Source organism: Streptomyces sp. A18, from assembly GCF_059026065.1.
The window spans coordinates 33,114-50,303 of record NZ_JBWLKL010000024.1 but is presented as its reverse complement, the minus strand read 5'-3'; the positions used below and the strand labels follow the sequence as shown (position 1 = coordinate 50,303).

General features: G+C 69.9%; 14 protein-coding genes. 6 read left to right on the top strand and 8 right to left on the bottom strand.

The genetic code is table 11. The features are described from left to right. The first annotated feature begins 1 nt into the window (after position 1). A complete protein-coding gene (locus tag AC5P1C_RS29390) occupies positions 2 to 772 on the top strand; it encodes a bestrophin-like domain (RefSeq protein ID WP_493868962.1) in 771 nt (256 codons plus the stop codon). 107 nt (positions 773 to 879) lie between these two features. On the opposite strand, the gene AC5P1C_RS29385 is transcribed toward AC5P1C_RS29390, so the two are convergent. Further along, positions 880 to 1,521, bottom strand: a complete 642-nt coding sequence (locus AC5P1C_RS29385) for an HAD family hydrolase (protein WP_493868961.1) — start codon at positions 1,519 to 1,521, stop codon at positions 880 to 882. A 750-nt stretch (positions 1,522 to 2,271) separates the two neighbouring features. Between AC5P1C_RS29385 and AC5P1C_RS29380 the strand changes: the two genes are divergently transcribed. Both AC5P1C_RS29380 and AC5P1C_RS29375 read left to right on the top strand, forming a co-directional pair. After that, positions 2,272 to 2,490 carry a hypothetical protein gene (locus AC5P1C_RS29380; protein ID WP_493868960.1) on the top strand — a complete coding sequence of 73 codons (219 nt, stop codon included), beginning with the start codon at positions 2,272 to 2,274 and terminating at the stop codon, positions 2,488 to 2,490. Between the two features lie 950 nt (positions 2,491 to 3,440). Next, positions 3,441 to 3,986 (top strand): hypothetical protein, encoded by a 546-nt coding sequence (locus AC5P1C_RS29375; RefSeq protein ID WP_493868959.1) that lies wholly within the window; start codon positions 3,441 to 3,443, stop codon positions 3,984 to 3,986. A gap of 258 nt (positions 3,987 to 4,244) precedes the next feature. Here the strand turns inward: AC5P1C_RS29375 and AC5P1C_RS29370 are convergent, their stop codons facing one another. After that, positions 4,245 to 4,745 carry a hypothetical protein gene (locus tag AC5P1C_RS29370; RefSeq protein WP_493868958.1) on the bottom strand — a complete coding sequence of 167 codons (501 nt, stop codon included), beginning with the start codon at positions 4,743 to 4,745 and terminating at the stop codon, positions 4,245 to 4,247. 350 nt (positions 4,746 to 5,095) lie between these two features. Here AC5P1C_RS29370 and AC5P1C_RS29365 point away from each other — a divergent pair, with 350 nt between their 5' ends. After that, positions 5,096 to 5,752, top strand: a complete 657-nt coding sequence (locus AC5P1C_RS29365; protein ID WP_493868957.1) for a class F sortase — start codon at positions 5,096 to 5,098, stop codon at positions 5,750 to 5,752. Between the two features lie 104 nt (positions 5,753 to 5,856). Here the strand turns inward: AC5P1C_RS29365 and AC5P1C_RS29360 are convergent, their stop codons facing one another. Both AC5P1C_RS29360 and lysX read right to left on the bottom strand, forming a co-directional pair. Beyond that, positions 5,857 to 6,732 carry a polysaccharide deacetylase family protein gene (locus tag AC5P1C_RS29360; RefSeq protein ID WP_493868956.1) on the bottom strand — a complete coding sequence of 292 codons (876 nt, stop codon included), beginning with the start codon at positions 6,730 to 6,732 and terminating at the stop codon, positions 5,857 to 5,859. 94 nt (positions 6,733 to 6,826) lie between these two features. Beyond that, positions 6,827 to 10,129: a bifunctional lysylphosphatidylglycerol synthetase/lysine--tRNA ligase LysX gene (lysX, locus tag AC5P1C_RS29355; RefSeq protein WP_493868955.1), complete on the bottom strand. Its 3,303-nt coding sequence runs from the start codon at positions 10,127 to 10,129 to the stop codon at positions 6,827 to 6,829. Between the two features lie 112 nt (positions 10,130 to 10,241). On the opposite strand from lysX, the gene AC5P1C_RS29350 reads away from it, so the two are divergent. Together AC5P1C_RS29350 and AC5P1C_RS29345 are read left to right on the top strand one after the other, a co-directional pair. Further along, on the top strand, positions 10,242 to 10,703 hold the full coding sequence (locus tag AC5P1C_RS29350; protein WP_493868954.1) for a universal stress protein: 462 nt from the start codon (positions 10,242 to 10,244) through the stop codon (positions 10,701 to 10,703). 123 nt (positions 10,704 to 10,826) lie between these two features. Beyond that, complete coding sequence (locus AC5P1C_RS29345) at positions 10,827 to 12,245, top strand: amino acid permease (RefSeq protein WP_493868953.1); 1,419 nt, start codon at positions 10,827 to 10,829, stop codon at positions 12,243 to 12,245. A 14-nt stretch (positions 12,246 to 12,259) separates the two neighbouring features. Here the strand turns inward: AC5P1C_RS29345 and AC5P1C_RS29340 are convergent, their stop codons facing one another. The 4 genes from AC5P1C_RS29340 to AC5P1C_RS29325 all read right to left on the bottom strand — a co-directional run bounded on the left by AC5P1C_RS29340 (position 12,260) and on the right by AC5P1C_RS29325 (position 17,152). Continuing rightward, entirely contained in the window at positions 12,260 to 13,900 is a 1,641-nt protein-coding gene (locus AC5P1C_RS29340) for an extracellular solute-binding protein (protein WP_493868952.1), read from the bottom strand. A 47-nt stretch (positions 13,901 to 13,947) separates the two neighbouring features. Further along, positions 13,948 to 14,871 (bottom strand): carbohydrate ABC transporter permease, encoded by a 924-nt coding sequence (locus AC5P1C_RS29335; RefSeq protein WP_493868951.1) that lies wholly within the window; start codon positions 14,869 to 14,871, stop codon positions 13,948 to 13,950. After that, on the bottom strand, positions 14,868 to 15,869 hold the full coding sequence (locus tag AC5P1C_RS29330) for an ABC transporter permease (protein WP_493868950.1): 1,002 nt from the start codon (positions 15,867 to 15,869) through the stop codon (positions 14,868 to 14,870). The genes AC5P1C_RS29335 and AC5P1C_RS29330 overlap by 4 nt, the downstream gene beginning before the upstream one ends. A gap of 152 nt (positions 15,870 to 16,021) precedes the next feature. Then, entirely contained in the window at positions 16,022 to 17,152 is a 1,131-nt protein-coding gene (locus tag AC5P1C_RS29325; RefSeq protein WP_493868949.1) for an ROK family protein, read from the bottom strand. Positions 17,153 to 17,190: the final 38 nt, after the last annotated feature.

Sequence of the window (17,190 nt, the reverse complement as noted above, 5' to 3'; positions counted from 1 at the left end):
CATGTCGGAATGGCTTGTTCTCACCCTCGCGATGGCCGCCGCGTGCGGCGTCGTCCTCGTCGTGACCTTCCTGCGGCACCGCAGGACGAGCCCGGATTACGACGCTTCGGAGACGCCGGACGTCATCGAGTACATGACGATGATGATCGGCGTGGTGTACGCGATCGTCCTCGGGCTGGCCATCGCCGGCGTCTGGGAGGCCCGCAGCGTCGCGGAGGACCATGTGCGCGCCGAGTCACAGGCGTTGCACGAGGTGTCGGAGCGGGCGCGGGTCTACCCTACCGACGTCCGCGAGCGGATCCGCGCGGACGTGCGCGCCTACGCCGATCACGTCGTCAGGATCGAGTGGGATCACATGGCTGACCACGGCGAACTCACCGACCGCGGTGCCCAACTCCTCAGCCGCGTACGGCACGACGTCACCGACTACGAGCCGAAGTCCGACTTCGAGGCCCAGGCCTACCAACCGCTCGTCGACGCGGTCGCGGCGGCCTCAGAGGCGCGCAACTCCCGTGGCGACAGCGCCGGGGCGACCATGCCGGGCGTCGTCTGGTTCGGCCTGATCACCGGCGGCCTCGTCACCGTCGGCATGATCTTCGCCCTGCAGATCCGCCGCACCGCGCGCGAACTCATCCTCGCGGGGCTGTTCTCGGCCTTGATCGCTTTCCTGCTCTTCCTCATCTGGGACTTCGACGCTCCGTACAGCCGCGGCATCGCGGCCACTCCGGAACCGTTCAGCGCGCTCTACGACAACGACAACCTAGGGGGGTGAGGGGGATGGGCTGCTCCGCGCCGCCCTTGCGGGGTCCCTCAAGGACAACCCAAGGACGGCCCAAGGCCGACCCAAGGGCAGTGCGAAGCAGCCGTCCTGACGAGCCATCACTCAGCGATGATCGACGCGACCTGAGAGAGGTTGTCGATCCGCCAGTCCGCGGCATCGACGACGGTCGGGTCGTCAGCCCACCAGTAGCCCCAGGGCCCGCGCCGGATGTGCGCCGCTCTCAACCCGGCCGCCTTCGCCGGGTAGATGTCGTTCGCGGGATGGTCGCCGACGTACAGCGTCCGCTCCGGGGCGGCCTGAGCTGCCTCGATCACCCTGGCGAAGAACGAGGGATCCGGCTTCGCCACCCCCCACTCCCCCGAGGTGACGACGAGATCGGCGGGCAGATCCAGGTCACGCAGCAACTCGCCCACGCGAGACGTCTGGTTCCCGGCGATGACGACGCGGACCCCTTGCTTGCGCAGCCCGCCGAGGGCGGGGCGTACATCGGGGTAGAGGTCGGTCTCGGCGAGGTGCTCACCGCGCCCCGCGACCTCCCGGGCGTGATAGGCGGCGGCGACATCTATGTCCGGGCTCAGCAGCCGCAGCGCTTCGGCGTTGTCGCGGCCCCGGGTGACGACACCTCCCACGAGCGCGGAGACGGTGTGACGGGGCACGCCGAGCCAGTCGGCCCAGGCCGCCCAGTAGCGGTCATCTTTGGTGAGGGTCTCCCCCACGTCGAAAACGACGGTCTCAATCATCGGGCCCAGCCTATGGGGCCACCCCGCCCGACCGGCCGCATGACCCGCGCCCCGCAGGTGGGTTCACATGTACGCCACGAGCGCGGACGGAAGATGGAGCCCTGGCCCGTCTAGCTGTTCGTGCACGCCGAGGCCGGCCGGCGGTGGTTCGTCCGCGGGGAGATATCGCGACGGCGGTCGCCGATGCGCTCGATGGGCTCGATGGGCGCGGACGGTGTCGTGATCCTGGAACGGGACGGCGCCGGCGCCCGACTTCGGTAGGCGGCAAGGGAGTTGGCGACGGCGGTGCCACCTGATTCGACGCCGGACGAGCTCGAGGACCGACGCCACGCCCGCACCGACCTCCTGGACGACCTCGCCGGGTGCGCGCTGCCCCGCAAGCGGTTGTTCATCAGCACCGAGACCGCCCGACGGCTCCGCGAGTTCGTCCTCTTGCGTACGAGGTCGTGGCTGGGCGGCGGAAAGCAGCTCGCGCGGCGCGTGGACGAGGTGTGGCCGGGCTTCTCCACGAAGCTTCTCCATGGCGCTCGAGGGCTGCTTGAGGGCCGCTCGAGGGCCGGGCGCGGGAGGCCCCGGAGGGCAGCAGACCGCAGGTCTCGTCGCGTTGGCGGACGAGGTGCTCGCGCCGTCCGGCGGGCGACTCTGGGAGGGATACCGCCGCAGCGGATAACCCGGCTCCGCGGCAGCGGCCTCGCACACAGGTCCGTAAACCGTGCTGCGCGGCGGCCCCGCACAGCGCACTCTGGTGGCATGACCTGGCAGACACCCATCATCGTCCACCCGCCCGCTCCCGACGGCGGACGGCGGGTCTCCGTGCGCGGACAGCCCGTCGGCGTCGCGCGCGACGACCGCGACCTGGTGGAGTTCCTGCGCCGCGCGGGCCTGGGCGACGCCGACATGGCGCTCGACGATCCCCACCTGGTGGAGTGGCGCGGCAGCGGGGCACATGTCTGGGCAGGGGGTTCCTGAGCGTCACCCGGGACACATGCCTGCTGCCGTCGGGCCGAACTCTCGGGCCTAACTCTCGGGCCGGACTCTCGGGTGGGGGGCACCAGTTGGGTACGGTCACGGACGGGGAGCTCGGCTTGAGAGGCTGACGGGGGCGCGGCCACGGGACGGGCGATGCGGCTCGGCCAACGCCGCCCGTAAGCCGGAGCCTCGCGCCACCGGGACCAACGGGCAGCATCCGACTCACGCCCGCGGCCCTGCGCCAGGGCGTCCTCGTAGTGCGTCGGGTTCGGGGGCGCGGGGGCGCGGGCGACCGGCCTCCAGGTCAGGGGCCGGGGCGCGGAACCCGGGCGCGGGCGACCAGCCCCCACATCAGGGGCCGGGGCACAGACAAGGACACGGGCGGCCAGCCCCCACATCAGGGCCCGAGGCGCGGGTGCGGGTGACCTGCCTCCACGTCGAGTGCGGGAGTGCAGGGGTGCGGCCTCCGGCAGGTCGGGGGGGCGTGGGAGGGGTCGGCTGCTCCCGGTGCTGGGCTGTGCCCGGCGTCGTACCCTCACGCAGCCCCGAGTCGCCGAGGCTTGTGGCTCACCCCGCACGTGACGCCCCGCGCCGTACCCGGCGACGCCGAGACAGTGCCCGATCACCCCGATCACCCCGATCACCCCGATCACCCCGATCACTCCGATCACCCTGATCCGGCCCGAAGACCGTCCGGCCCCGCCACGCCCTCCCCAGCCCGGCGGCCGAACAGCACCTTCGCCCACTACACGCCCCGCCCCCTGAATCCGCGTCACCACCCCGGCGACACCCCGCACCGTTCCCCTGTCCGGCGCACACCATTGCCCCGTTCGCGCGGCTGCGATCGCGGCCGCCTCCGTCCCTGCCTAGCGTTTCCGGCATCGAGGTGCATTTCAGGTGCAAGCGGAAGAAGGTCCGCGGCTGCTCCTCGGAGACCCGGAGGAATGATCATGCGCGCGATACGCGTCGCCTCGGCCACTCTGCTCGCCGCCACCGCCCTGACCCTCACCGCCACCACCGCTTCCGCGGCCGTCGCGGACGAAACCGACACGAACAACAACATCACCTCGTTCGGCTTCCGCGTCACCCCGTCGACGATCGCCGCCGGCGGACAGGTCACGCTCAGCGTGGACGGCTGCGAAGGCAACACCACGGTGACCTCCGGCGTCTTCGACGACGCCCATATCCCCAAGGGGCAGAACTCCGTCTCCGCGATGGTCTTCCCCGACGCCAAACCCGGCGCGATGTACGAGGTGACCTTCAAATGCAAGGGCGAGACGGGGACCACGGACCTCACGATCGCTACGGGCCGCCCGACCCATCAGCCCACCCATCACCCGACCACCCCCGTCCACCGAGGCGTCAAGGCCGGCGTCGGCGGCAGCTTCGGCGGGCTCGACCTGCACGAGATCGCCCTCGGCGGGGCCCTGATCGTGGGCACGCTCGGTACCGCGTACTACCGGACGCGTCGCCGCACCGGCGACGGCGACTCCTGACCGCCCCGCCGCACGGCACCGCACACACAGCCGCCCGCGCACACAGCCGCCCGGTCGTCCACTGAGCTCAGTGGACGACCGGGCGGCTGTGTGCGCGGGCTGGCACGAACCACCCCGTGACCGGCGCGGAAGGGGGACGCGCCGGTCAGGAGGGCGGAACAGTTCACACCCGACGTTCAGGTGCCCGACACGCAGGTACCCGACGTGCAGGTGCCCGACGTGCGAGTGACGGGTCTGCGAGCCGTGCCGGGCCTGTGGTCAGAAGCCGCGGCCCGCGTTCTCCGAGCGGCGACGCATCCAGAACACCCCGCCGCCGACCAGCGCGACCGCCACCAGCGCACCGCCGATGGCCATGTCCGTGCTCGTCGCCCCCTCGCTGCTGCTGCCGCCGAGACCACCGCGGACACCGCCGTGGATGACGGTGAAGGCGTCGGGCTTGGTGAGGGTCTTGCCGCCGCAGTGGACGGTGATGCTGTGGGCACCCGGGCTCGCGTGGTGGTTGACCATGGGGTTCGCGCTGGCCGTACCGCCACCCATGTGCTTCAGCGGCGTGTCGGGGAAGGCATTCGACGTCACCTTGCTGCCCGGGGCCTGGCAGGCCTTCCCGTCGACCGTGACCGTCAGCTGTCCCCCTCTGGGGATCACGCTCGGCATGGCGACGATGTTGGACGGATCAGCCCAGGCCGATGCCGTCGGGGCGGCGAGGCCGACGACGGCACCCGCGGTGACTGCGACCGCGAGGGCACGAGTGGTGCGCATACGAGAAGTACGCATGTGAATCCTCCGCGGAAGACGCCCCGGGGTAACCGTCCCCGGTCGATCGGCGAGAGCGCCTCCCAGACAGACCCTCAGATGCCGTGCGCGGAGCCGCATTTCGGCGATCGGCCGTCCTGGTGAGGCGACACGCCGAAGCGCGAACGTACAAGCCGATATTGCCGCAGGTCACGGACCGTCAGAAAATTCCTGCGGACCGCGACTCGGATGGCGCATGCCCGGTATGGGCGCCACCCGTTCGCTCCCGCTCTGTCGCCCGTCGCGCGCGCCGCGCTTAGCGTTCTTGTACGCGCAATGGACGCGGTTCGAACGCCGCGTTGAGAGGGGATCAGAGAATGCCTTCGTCCCAGCCGGCCGATGAGGAGGAGCAGCCGAGGAAGCGCGCGCCGTGGGGCGTGATGGCGCTTGTTCTGCTGACCGGCCTCGCGCTGATCCGGAATGGCTCAGGGGAATTCGACGTGGGTCCGCCCCAGCCGGCGTCGGCCGCCGCGGCCGACCAGGCACCCGATGGTTCGGCACGGGGCGTCGCCCCGCTGACGTTCTCCCCCGCCGAGCGGGTCGGGATCAAGGGAATCCGGGTGGAGGCGCCGGTCATGCCCGTCGGTCTCGACACGGAGGGCTGGGTGGACGCGCCGCCGCCGCAGGACCCGAACCTCGCCGGCTGGTTCACCGGAGCCGTCTCGCCGGGCGAGAAGGGCACGGCCGTGATCGTCGGCCACGTGGACAATCAGCAGGGTCCCGCCGTCTTCTACGGCCTGGGCTCGCTGAAGAAGGGAAATCGCGTCGAGGTCCTGCGCAGGGACCGAAAGACCGCGGTTTTCGAGATCTACGGAATCGAAGTGTTCGAGAAGGACAATTTCCCGGGAAGTCGCGTCTACAGCGACAAGGGAGCCCCTGAACTCCGCGTCATCACCTGTGGCGGCGGATTCTCCAAGCAGGCCGGATACGACGGGAACGTCGTCGTTTTCGCCCGCCTGGTGGACGTGCGCTGACGGCGAATACGTCGACTGCACACGACACCGGACGGGCGAAATTCACCCCTTGATTCGACCTACACAGGTTCGACCTACGCAGATTCGGCTTCCGCGGATTCGGCCTACCTGAATTCGTCCTGCATTCCGTAGCGGCTTGGCACGGTGATGCGATAGCCCGAATCGATGAGTTCCGGCAGGTAGGTCCGCAGGGCCTCGACGCTCTGCGTACGGTCGCCGCCCGCGTCGTGCGAGAGCACGACGACCCCGGGGGCCGCCCCTGCCCGTACGCGCCGGATGATCGTGCGGGTGCCCGGCTCGGTCCAGTCCAGGGTGTCGACGGTCCAGGCGAGCGGTTCCATGCCCAGATCGGCGCCCAACTGGAAGGCGTTGCGGTTCCAGGCTCCGTAGGGGGCGCGGAACCAGGCGGGGGGTTCGCCCACGGCCGCCTCTACGACCTCGGAGGTGCGCTCGATCTCCTCGCGCATCGCGCTCCGGGTCATCTTCGGGAGCAGCGGGTGCGTCCAGGTGTGGTTGCCGATCACGTGCCCGTCGTCGGCCATCTCGCGCAGCAGGTCCACGTTGTCGGCGGCCATCTCGCCGCAGACGAAGAACATCGCGCGGACGTCGTACCGGCGCAGGGTGCGCAGGATGCCCGGTGTGTAGCGGGGGTCGGGTCCGTCGTCGAAGGTCAGCACCATGGTGCGGCCCTCTCCGTCCATGCGCAGGATCGGCTTGGTGCGGACGCGGGGCAGGGCGCGCGGGGCACGTGGCGGTCCGTTGCCCGCCATGGGCTGGAGGCGGTACGCGGAGGGCTTGAGGGCGCGTGCGGCGGGCGGGCCGCCGGCCGCCGCACCGCTGGGCGCCGCGGGCCCTGGCGTGCCCGGCCGTCCGGCGCCCGGCCGCTCCGTGCCCGCGCAGCCCGCGGTCGCGACCAGACCGAAGACAGCGGCGCCGCGCAGGAGTGCGCGGCGCCCTGGAGTCATTTGATCCTTTTTCATGACTAATCCGTCGCATGGCGGAAGGCCGGGGCGGAACACCAACACCACGGCGGGCCGCGAAAGCACCCGATGGGACCAGCCGGAACGGCAGGGATCAGCGGCGGCGTACGAGCGGGAAGGGCAGCGTCTCGCGGATCGTCAGGCCGGTGAGGAACATGACGAGCCGGTCGACGCCGATGCCGAGCCCGCCGGTGGGCGGCATGGCGTACTCCAGGGCGTCGAGGAAGTCCTCGTCCAGCTCCATGGCCTCCGGGTCTCCCCCGGCGGCGAGCAGCGACTGTGCGGTGAGGCGGCGGCGCTGCTCGACGGGATCGGTCAACTCCGAGTAGGCAGTGCCCAGTTCGGTGCCGAAGGCGACCAGGTCCCAGCGCTCGGCGAGGCGCGGGTCGGTGCGGTGCTGCCGGGTCAGCGGGGAGACGTCGGTCGGGAAGTCCTTGTAGAAGGTGGGCAGCTTCGTCTTCTCCTCGACGAGGCGCTCGTACATCTCCAGTACGACGTCACCACGGCCGTCGTCCGGTCTGTACGGGACGTGGGCGCGATCGCAGAGCTGGTGCAGCCGCGGCAGCGGGGTGTCCGCGTCGATCTCCTCGCCGAGCGCCTCGGAAATCGCGCCGTAGACGGTCTTGACCGGCCAGGGGCCCGAGATGTCGTGCTCGGTGAGCCGCCCGTCCTCGCCGGCCTTGCGGGCGACGGGGGCGCCGAAGGCGGCGGTGGCCGCGCCCTGGATGAGCTCGCGCGTGAGGTCGAGCATCACGTCGTAGTCGGCGAACGCCTGGTAGGCCTCCAGCATGGTGAACTCGGGGTTGTGCTTGTAGCTCACGCCTTCGTTGCGGAAGGTGCGGCCCATCTCGAAGACCTTCTCCATGCCGCCGACGCAGAGCCGCTTGAGATACAGCTCGGGCGCGATGCGCAGATAGAGGTCCAGGTCGTAGGCGTTGATGTGGGTGGTGAAGGGCCGGGCGTTGGCGCCGCCGTGGATCTGCTGGAGCATCGGGGTCTCGACCTCGAGATAGCCGCGGTCCAACAGGCCCTGGCGCAACGCCTGTACGGCGGTGGAGCGGGCCCGGACGACGTCGCGCGCACCGGGGCTCGCGACCAGGTCGAGGTAGCGTCGGCGGACCTTGGCCTCGGGGTCGGCGAGCCCACGGCGCTTGTCGGGCAGCGGGCGCAGGCACTTGCCGGTGAGCTGCCAGCCGGTGACGAAGACGGTGAGCTCACCCCGGTCACTGGTGCCGACCGTACCGGTGGCGGTGATGTGGTCGCCGATGTCCGTGCCGGAGGTGAAGCGCTCCAGGACGTCCGGCCCCGACCGGTCGCGGGTCAGGGCGAGTTGGCGGTCACCGGACCAGTCGCGCAGGACGGCGAAGATGACCCCGCCGAAGTCGCGTACGAGCATGACGCGGCCCGCGACCGTCACTTGATCCCCCGTCAGGGCCGACGTCACGTCGGCGAGGGTGTGGGTGCGCGGTGGGAGACCCACGGGGTAGGGGTCGACGCCGTCGGCGCGCAGTCGGTCGAGCTTGCGGTGGCGGATGCGGACCTGGTCGGGGAGTGCGGACATGGGGTCGGCGTCCGCCGCGTCTCCCTGGCCCGCGAGGCCCAGGGCGGAGATCGGTGGGAGCCCCTCGGTGCTCGCGGGCTTGGTGACGCCCTTGGTCCCGTGGCCCTTGCCCCACAGCTTGCGCAGCGAGGGCACGGAGACGAAGCCCTCGGCGATGCCCGACGCGAGGCTGATCCGGGCGAGGGCCCCGGCGTCGCCGTAGCAGATGAAGCGGGGATACCAGTGAGGGTGGTACTTGGCGTTGGAGCGGTAGAGCGCTTCGAGCTGCCACCACTTGGAGAAGAAGAGGAGCAGCCTGCGCCACAGCCGCAGGACGGGACCGGCTCCGATGCGGGCGCCCTCCTCGAAGACCGAGCGGAAGACGGCGAAGTTCAGGGAGATGCGGCGCACCCCGAACTTGCCTGCGCCCGCGCAGAGCTCGGCGACCATGAACTCCATGACGCCGTTGGGCGCGGTGGCCCGGTCGCGGCGCATCAGGTCCAGCGAGATGCCGTCCTTGCCCCAGGGGACGAGGGAGAGCAGCGCGATCAGCCGCCCATCGGCGTCCAGGGCCTCGACGAGCAGACAGTCGCCGTCCTCGGGATCTCCGAGACGGTCGAGCGCCATGGAGAAGCCGCGCTCGGTCTCGGTGTCCCGCCAGGCGTCGGCCTTGTCGATCGTCTCCTCCATCTCCTCGTCGGTGAGGGTGGAGTGACGGCGGATGCGGGTGGTGGCGCCGGTGCGGCGGACGCGGTTCACGGCCTGCCGGGTGACGCGCATGTCGCGGCCGTCCAAGTCGAAGTCCGCGACGTGCAGGATCGCCTCGTCGCCGAGCTGGAGCGCACCGAGCCCGGAGCGCGCGTACGCGGTGGCGCCCTCCTCGGACGCCCCCATCACGGCCGGGGCCCAGGCGTACTGCCTGGCCACGTCCAGCCAGGCGCCGATCGCGTGCGGCCAGGCCTCGCGGTCGCCGACGGGGTCGCCGCTGGCCAGGCAGACGCCTGCCTCGACGCGGTAGGTGACGGCGGCCTTGCCGCTGGGCGAGAAGACGACGGCCTTGTCGCGCCGGGTCGCGAAGTAGCCGAGGGAGTCCTGGGCGCCGTACGTGCCGAGGAGCGCGCGGATGCGGGGTTCCTCGTCGCCGTGCAGGGCGGCTTCCATGCGCTGGGAGCGGAAGAGCGTGGCGGCGGCATTGAGGAGGGCGAGGGCGCCGAAGAGGCCGAGCCAGAAGTGCAGGGAGCGCGGGGGCCTGCCGTCGAAGTAGTCGTGGCCGGTGAAGAGCCCGCCGCAGACGCGGTTCGCCGCCCATGGCAGGGCCTCGCTGCGCGGCAACGTACCGGGGAAGAGCGCGACGAGACCCCAGCCGAGCAGGATCGCCACGGCGAGGCCCGCGACGAGCACGAGGACGGCCCGCCGGACGGCGCCGCGGCGGGAGTCAGCGGAGAACTCCTTGCGGGCCAGGATCAGGAGCACGAACGCGATGCCGCAGACGATCAGGGACGGGAGCGAGTCCGCCCAGAAGCCGAGGGCGATGCCCAGCACGTCGAAGGCGAGCAGGAGACCCAGATAGATGATGACCAGCCACCACGCGACCTTCTTGCGGGCTGCGGTCGCCGCGGCGAGGAGGAAGAGGAAGACCGCGTACGCCAGGTTCGGGCTGACCGGGACCGTGAGGAGGTCCAGTACGCGGACCACTGGGCGCAGGAGGTGGCGCAGCGGGGCGATGACCGCGAGGATCGCGCAGAAGAGGCCCAGGGCACCGAAGAAGGCGGCGAACCCTTCCGGGACGCGTCTGAGGAAGCGGTCCCTTGCGCCCTGCGGTGGCGCGGTCCTCTGGCTCTCCACGCTGGTGCTCATGGATCGACCCTAGGAAGGGCCGTGCCGCTCCGCTCGTCGGAGGGTTCTCCGCACGCCTCGGACATCGCCGCCCACGCCCGGCGGCGCGCAAGGGCTCCGATAGCCTCTCGGCGTGACTGAAGACCACTCCCACCAGTTCGAACGCGGCACGGACGGCCCGAAGGTGATCGTCGTCGGTGTCGACGGGTCGGACTCCTCCCTCCGGGCCGCGGCATATGCCGGAGGCCTGGCGCGGCGGCAGCGCGCGTTGCTCGCCGTCGTCTATGTCCAGCCCGTGATGGCCGCGGGCGCCGCCCTTGGCGCCCCGGTGGCCGAGACGACCGACGAGATCGCCGAAGGGCTGATCACGGAGATCAGAGACGCGGCCGAGCGGGTGAAGGACATATTCGACGTGCGCTGGGAGTTCCACACCTTCCGCGGCGACCCCTTCAGCGGTCTGGTCACCGCGGCGGACGATCTCAAGGCCGACGCCGTGGTCGTCGGCGCATCCGAGCAGGCGGGCCACCGCATCGTAGGCTCGGTCGCGGTACGCCTGGTCAAGGCGGGACGCTGGCCCGTCACCGTGGTGCCGTAACCCACGGGCGCCAGACTGCTGAACCCTCACATGTGTGAGGGGTGTGGCGTCTTCCGTCATGCGCATGCCTGGGCCATCATGATCCGCCATCAGCCGACTGCCGTCTGCGAAAAGGTGGAGCTCATGGCGGGACTCCGGATGGGGCACGGCGTGCTGCGCCGCAAGCCCATCGAACACCTCGAAGAGACCGAAGCGGGTGGCGGGCTCTCCCGCTCGCTCGGCCTCTGGCAGCTCACCGCGATCGGTGTCGGCGGCATCATCGGCGCCGGCATCTTCACCCTCGCCGGGACGGTGGCCAACGGCACGGCCGGACCCGCCGTCCTCATCTCCTTCCTCATCGCCGGTGTCGCGAGCGCGGCGGCGGCCTTCTCGTACGCAGAGTTCGCGGGCCTGATCCCGAAGGCGGGGTCGGCGTACACCTACGGATACGTCGTCCTCGGCGAACTCACCGGCTGGTTCATCGGCTGGGACCTGCTGCTCGAGTACACGGCGATCGTGGCGGTGGTCGCGATCGGCATCTCGGGCTACTTCAACTTCCTCCTCAACGACATGGGCGCGCAGCTGCCCAACTGGATGCTGGGCGCGCCGGGCACCGGCGACGGCCACAAGGTCGACCTGTTCGCGGCGGTCCTCTGCCTGCTCATCGCCTATCTGCTGACCCTCGGCATCAAGAACGCCGCGCGTTTCGAGATGGTCGTGGTGGTCCTGAAGGTCATCGTCGTGCTCGTGGTGATCGCGGTCGGGTTCTTCCACATCAACACCGGGAACTACGAGCCGTTCTTCCCCTTCGGCGTCAGCGGCGCGTTCACGGGCGCGGCCACGGTCTTCTTCGCCGTGTTCGGGTACGACGCGATGAGCACCGCCGCCGAGGAGTCCAAGGACGCGCAGCGCCACATGCCGAAGGCGATCCTCTACTCGCTCGCGATCTCGATGGTCCTGTACGTCCTCGCCTGCCTCGTCCTCACGGGCATGCAGGACTACAAGGACATCGACCCGGAGAGCGGGTTCTCCACCGCCTTCAAGTCGGTGGGCCTGGGCGGTCTCGCCGATGTCATCGCGGTCGGCGCGATCATCGGCATCCTCACCGTGATGTTCACCTTCATGCTGGGCGTCACCCGCGTGTGGTTCAGCATGTCGCGCGACGGGCTGCTGCCGAAGTGGTTCGCCAAGACGCACAAGACCCGGCACGTGCCGACGCGCGTGACGTGGATCGTCGGGTTCGCGTCGGCCGCCATCGCCGGGTTCCTGCCGATCGGCGAGGCGGCCGAACTGACCAACATCGGGATCCTGTTGGCGTTCGTCGTGGTGTGCATCGCGGTGATCGTGCTGCGCTACAAGCAGCCGGATCTGCCGCGTACGTTCCGCTGCCCCGGGATGCCGGTCGTCCCCGCCATCGGGGTCGTCTTCTCCATCTGGCTGATCACGTTCCTGCAGTGGCAGACGTGGGCGCGGTTCGCCGTGTGGTTCGCGGTCGGTCTCGTCATCTACTTCGCGTACTCGTACCGGAAGTCGGAGCTGGCGAAGACCGACCGCGTTCCCTAGTTCCCGAGGGCCGGTCAGGCGCTCTTCTCGATGGACTTCTGGTACTCGCGCGCCATCTGCTCCAGGCCCCTGCCCCGCCACTCGGCCCAGAACGGCTTCCACTCGCTCAGCTTCTTGCGGCCGCCCACGATGTCGTTGACGAGGTCCTTCGCCTCGGTCGACATGCGGCCGTAGTGCTGGGTGTACGCGTCCGAGTAGTGGCCGACCGCCGGGTTCTGGACGGCGGTCTCGGTGAGCTTCTGCTCGGCTGCGTATACGTCCTTGACGTCCTGGGCACGCTCGGTGCCCGGGAACGTCGACGCGACGAGCGCGAAGGGCGATGTGGTGGCCGTCGTCAGACCGCTGAAGAGGCCTTCGACCTGCTTCTTGCCCGTCTTCGAGCGCTCCGGGAAGCCGTTCTTGTCGTAGCTGAAGTCCGTGCCCTCCGTGCCGAATTCGAGGAACTCCCGCTCGGTGGTGCCGAACGGCGCCGCCAGGTAGTTGAGCACGCCGAGCAGCATGCGCACGCGCTTCTCGTCGCCCTTCTTGATGGCCGTGTAGCCGATGGTGCCGAGGTGGTAGTGGTGCTTCGGCTTCTTGCCGCCCGCGCCGAACGGGATCAGGATCTCGGCGGCAAGAGCCGGGTCCTGGACGCGGATGTCCTTGCGTGCGTTGAAGGGATTGGCGAAGACGACAGCGCCGATCGCTCCCTGCGCCAGCTTGGTGTTCGCGTCCGCCATGTTGGGGTTGCCGGGGTAGAAGACCCCGGCCTTCTTCAGCTTGATGACGAAGTCGAGCGCTTCGAGGTACTCATCGGTCTCCTGCCACCAGGTGAGCGAACCGTCCTTGTTCTGTCGCCACTTGTTGGGCGCGCCGAAACACTGGCTCATGACGCTGGCCGCGTTGACGTAGATCGGTTCGAGGGCCCAGACCTTGCCGCCCGTGACCTCCTTGCACTTGGCGAGGAACTCCTCGGGGCTGCCCGCCGAGAGACCGTCCGCCTTCGCCCAGACCTTCGGGTTGCCGCCGTAGACCTGGCCCACGGCCGGATACGGGCTGGGGGCGCCCCAGATCTTTCCGTTGACGACCGCTGTCTTCCAGTGCTCGGGGGTCATCGCGGCGAGGTTCGGATAGTCCTTCACCGCGTCGCCCGACACGTACTCGGTGATGTCGGCGCACTTGGCCTCAAGCAGTTCGGCGATGTGCTGGATGCCTTGGTTCGGCGGTATCCACATCAGGTCGGGCAGGTCGCCGCCCGCGACGACGGCGGAGAACTTCTCCTCGTAGCCGGGGTCGGTGCCCAGGATCGCCTCCAGCTCGACGCCGAGCCCCTTGTTCACCTTCTTCCAGTGCGCGTTGGAGCCCGCGGGGGTCGGCGGCTGGGTCCAGATCTCGGTGAGCATCGTGATCTTCGACCCGTCGCCCGGGGCCTTCGGGACGCTGCGCACCAGCTCCTTCGGGTACGAGAGGAACCCCGCCGACACGCCCTTCGTGTTCGGCGGCAGATCGGGCTTGACCTTGCTGAAGGGGACGTACGAAGGCAGCTTCACCTTCGCCGATGCGGCCTCGCCCGTCTTCTTCGCACCCGAGCCGCAGCCCGTGAGCGAGGTGGCGGCCGCGCCGGCCGCGACGGCGGTGGAGAGGCTGAGGAACGTGCGTCGGGACATGCCTGTCATGGGGATCTCCGCGAAAGGGGGTCTGGGGGTGTCAGGGGGAGGGGAGTTCAGCCCTTGATGGCGCCGGTGAGCACGCCCTTGGTGAAGTACTTCTGCAGGAACGGGAAGAGCAGCAGGATCGGGATGAGCGCGATCATGACGACGGCCATGGAGATCGACTGCTGGGGCGGCATGTGGCTGACGCCGAGCTGGTCGCCCGAGATGGACTTGCCCTGGACGACGTAGGTGCGCAGGACGAGTTGGATCGGCCACTTGCCGGAGTCGTTGAGGTACAGCATCGCGTTGAAGAACGCGTTCCAGTACGTCACCGCGTAGAAGAGGCCGACGACGGCGACGACACCCTTGGAGAGCGGCAGCACGATGCGGGTCAGGATCCGCCAGTCGCCCGCGCCGTCGATCCGCGCCGCCTGGTACAGCTCCTCGGGGATGTTCATGAAGAACGCCCGCAGCACGACGAGGTTGAAGGCGTTGATCATGACGGGGAGGATCAACGACCAGTAGGAGTCGAGGAGTCCGAGCTCCTTGACCACCACGTACATCGGCACCATGCCCGGCACGAAGAGCAGCGTGAAGAGCACCAGCAGGAGGATCGGCTTGCTGCCGGGGACTCCGCGCTTGCTCAGGCCGTATGCCAGCGCGATCGTCGTCAGGAGCGAGAGTGCCGTACCGACGAGTGTGATCAGGACGCTGACGACTACGGCGCGCGAGACGATGCCACCGGAAAGGATCGTGCGGTACGCCTCCAGGGTCGGGTCCGTGGGGAAGAGGACGAAGCCGCCCGCTTCGGTGATCTCCTCGCGGGAGGCCAGGCTGGTGGAGAGGACCGTGAGGAAGGGCAGGATCATCACGGCACAGATGACGGTGATGACGACGGCCTTGGCGGCCGAGCCGATCTTCGTCGGCGGCTCTTCCCAGGCGGGCCGCTCCTCGCGGGTCCGCGGCGTGCGCAGGGGGAATCCGAAGCTGCTCATTTGCTGTACACCCCGTGCTCTCCGAAGGCGTGGGCGACCTTGTTGGCGCCGTAGATCATCAAGGCCCCGACGACGCCCTTGACCAGGCCCGCGGCGGCGCCGACGCCCCAGTCGCCGTAGACGACGCCGTGGTAGTAGATGTACGTGTCGAGGACTTCCGACGCTCGGGCGCCGACCGCGTCGCGTTGGAGCAGGAACTGCTCGAAGCCGACGGAGAGTACGTCTCCGAGGCGCAGCACGAGCAGCATGATCGTGACACCGCGCACGGCGGGCAGCGTCACGTGCCACATGCGGCGCCAGCGTCCCGCTCCGTCGACGGCCGCCGACTCGTACAGGCTCTGGTCGACGCTCGCGAGCGCCGCCAGATAAATGATCATGCCCCAGCCGATGTCCTTCCAGATCACCTGGCCGGTGATGAGGAGGGGGAAGGTGCCCGGGTCGGTCATCACGTCCAGGGCGGACATGCCGTGGTCGCGCAGGTAGTTGCTGAACAGGCCCGCGCCGCCGAGCACTTGCTGGAAGAGCGCGACGACAAGGACCCAGGAGATGAAGTGCGGCAGATAGACGACGCTCTGCACGAACTTCTTGACGCGCGGGCTGACCAGGCTGTTGATGAGCAGGGCCAGGGCCAGCGGCGCCGGGAAGAAGAAGATCAGCTGGAGCGCGGCGAACGCGAGGGTGTTGCGGACCGCCTCCCAGAACGCCGGGTCGGCGAAGAGCTCCTGGAAATTGGCCAGGCCCACCAGGGGGCTGTCCTTGAAGCCGATGAAGGGCTGGTAGTCCTGGAAGGCGATGACGTTGCCGAGCATCGGCACGTAGAAGAAGAACAGGAAGAAGAGCAGGCCCGGGGCCATGAGGGCGAGCATCACCCAGTTGTTCCGCAGTCGTACGCGGAGCGGGACGCGGCGGTGGCGCTGCGGGCTCGGGGACTTCGGATCCGGCACGGGCGGTGGCGGCGACGCGGCTCGTGGCCTGCGCTGCGTTGCTGGGGATGTCACACGTACTCCCTGGCCTGGCGGCACGACGGAACAGAAAAACGGCAGCCGACAGCCGGGACGGCCGTCGAGAGCCGGCCAATTAAAAAGCCAACTTGCCGAAAGAGAGCCACATCATCGAAGCGTGGCTCCCGCTCGTCAACCACCTTCCGGTCCTAGAGAGTTGGACTTTTCCGCGCGGCGTGATCGATGTGTTCCAGTGCGAGGCGAGCTGCCCCGATTGCGGTCGATTCCTCGCCGAGTACGGAGGTTTGCACCGTCGGCCGGTAGGGGCAGAGCGCGCCGAGCCGAGCCGCGAACGGCTCGCTGAGCAGGGCGCCCGCACGGGAGATGCCGCCGCCGAGCACGACGGACTGCGGGTCGAGTACGGCGACGTGGCGGGCCAGGCTGTCGGCGAGGGCCTCGGCGAAGGCGCGCAGCGTGTACTCGGCGCCGCCGTCACCCGCCGCGGCGGCGGTCACCACCGCGCGTGCGGCGTTCTCACGGGTGGGCCTGTCCGCTCCCTGGTGCCCCGCGAACCAGTCGAGGAGCCGCTGGTAGCACCGCTCCCAGCCGTCCCCCGCGACCATCTCCCCCGCCGCGCCGCGGTGTCCGCGGTGCAGCTCGCCGCGGAGCCACAGGCCGATGCCGAGCCGGTTGCCGACGTACAGGTACACGCAGTCGCCGGAGCCCACCGACACTCCCCCGGTGCACTCGGCGAGGGTCGCGAGCTGGATGTCGTTGCCCACCACGACGGGGCCGTGGCCGGGGTCGGCGAGTTCGCGGGTGAGGTCGAGGCCCGTCCACTGGGGCAGCGAGTCACTCTCCACCACCCGGCCCGCGGCGTCCACCATGCCGCTGGTGCCGACGCCGGTCGCCAGCGGGCGCACGCCCGCCGCCGCCGGCTGGGCCAGGCAGCCGGCGATCGCCTCGCGGACGGCGTCCAGGCGCCGGGCGGCCGGCAGTTCGGGCGTGACGGCCACGCGCTGGGTCGCCACGGTGCGGCCGAGCAGGTCGGCGGCGTGCACCAGGATCTTGTGCGCGCCGATGTCCACGCCGAGGACATGGGCGGCCTCGGCCCGGAAACGGAATCTGCGGGCGGGTCTGCCCACGCTTCCGCTGCCCGGGGTGAGCTCCACCAGGCGGCCCTCGCGCAGCAGCTGGGCCGTCAGGTCCTGGGCGGTGGGCCGCGACACTCCGATGAGCGTGGCCAGTTCGGGCACGGTGATCTCATCCCGCTCGCGCAGCACGCGCAGGGCCGCGGCCGCATTGAGGCGGCGCAGCAACGACGGGTCCCCACTCTTCACGGCGTCCCCCTTGACAGCGCGATCGGTTGATCTCCAGG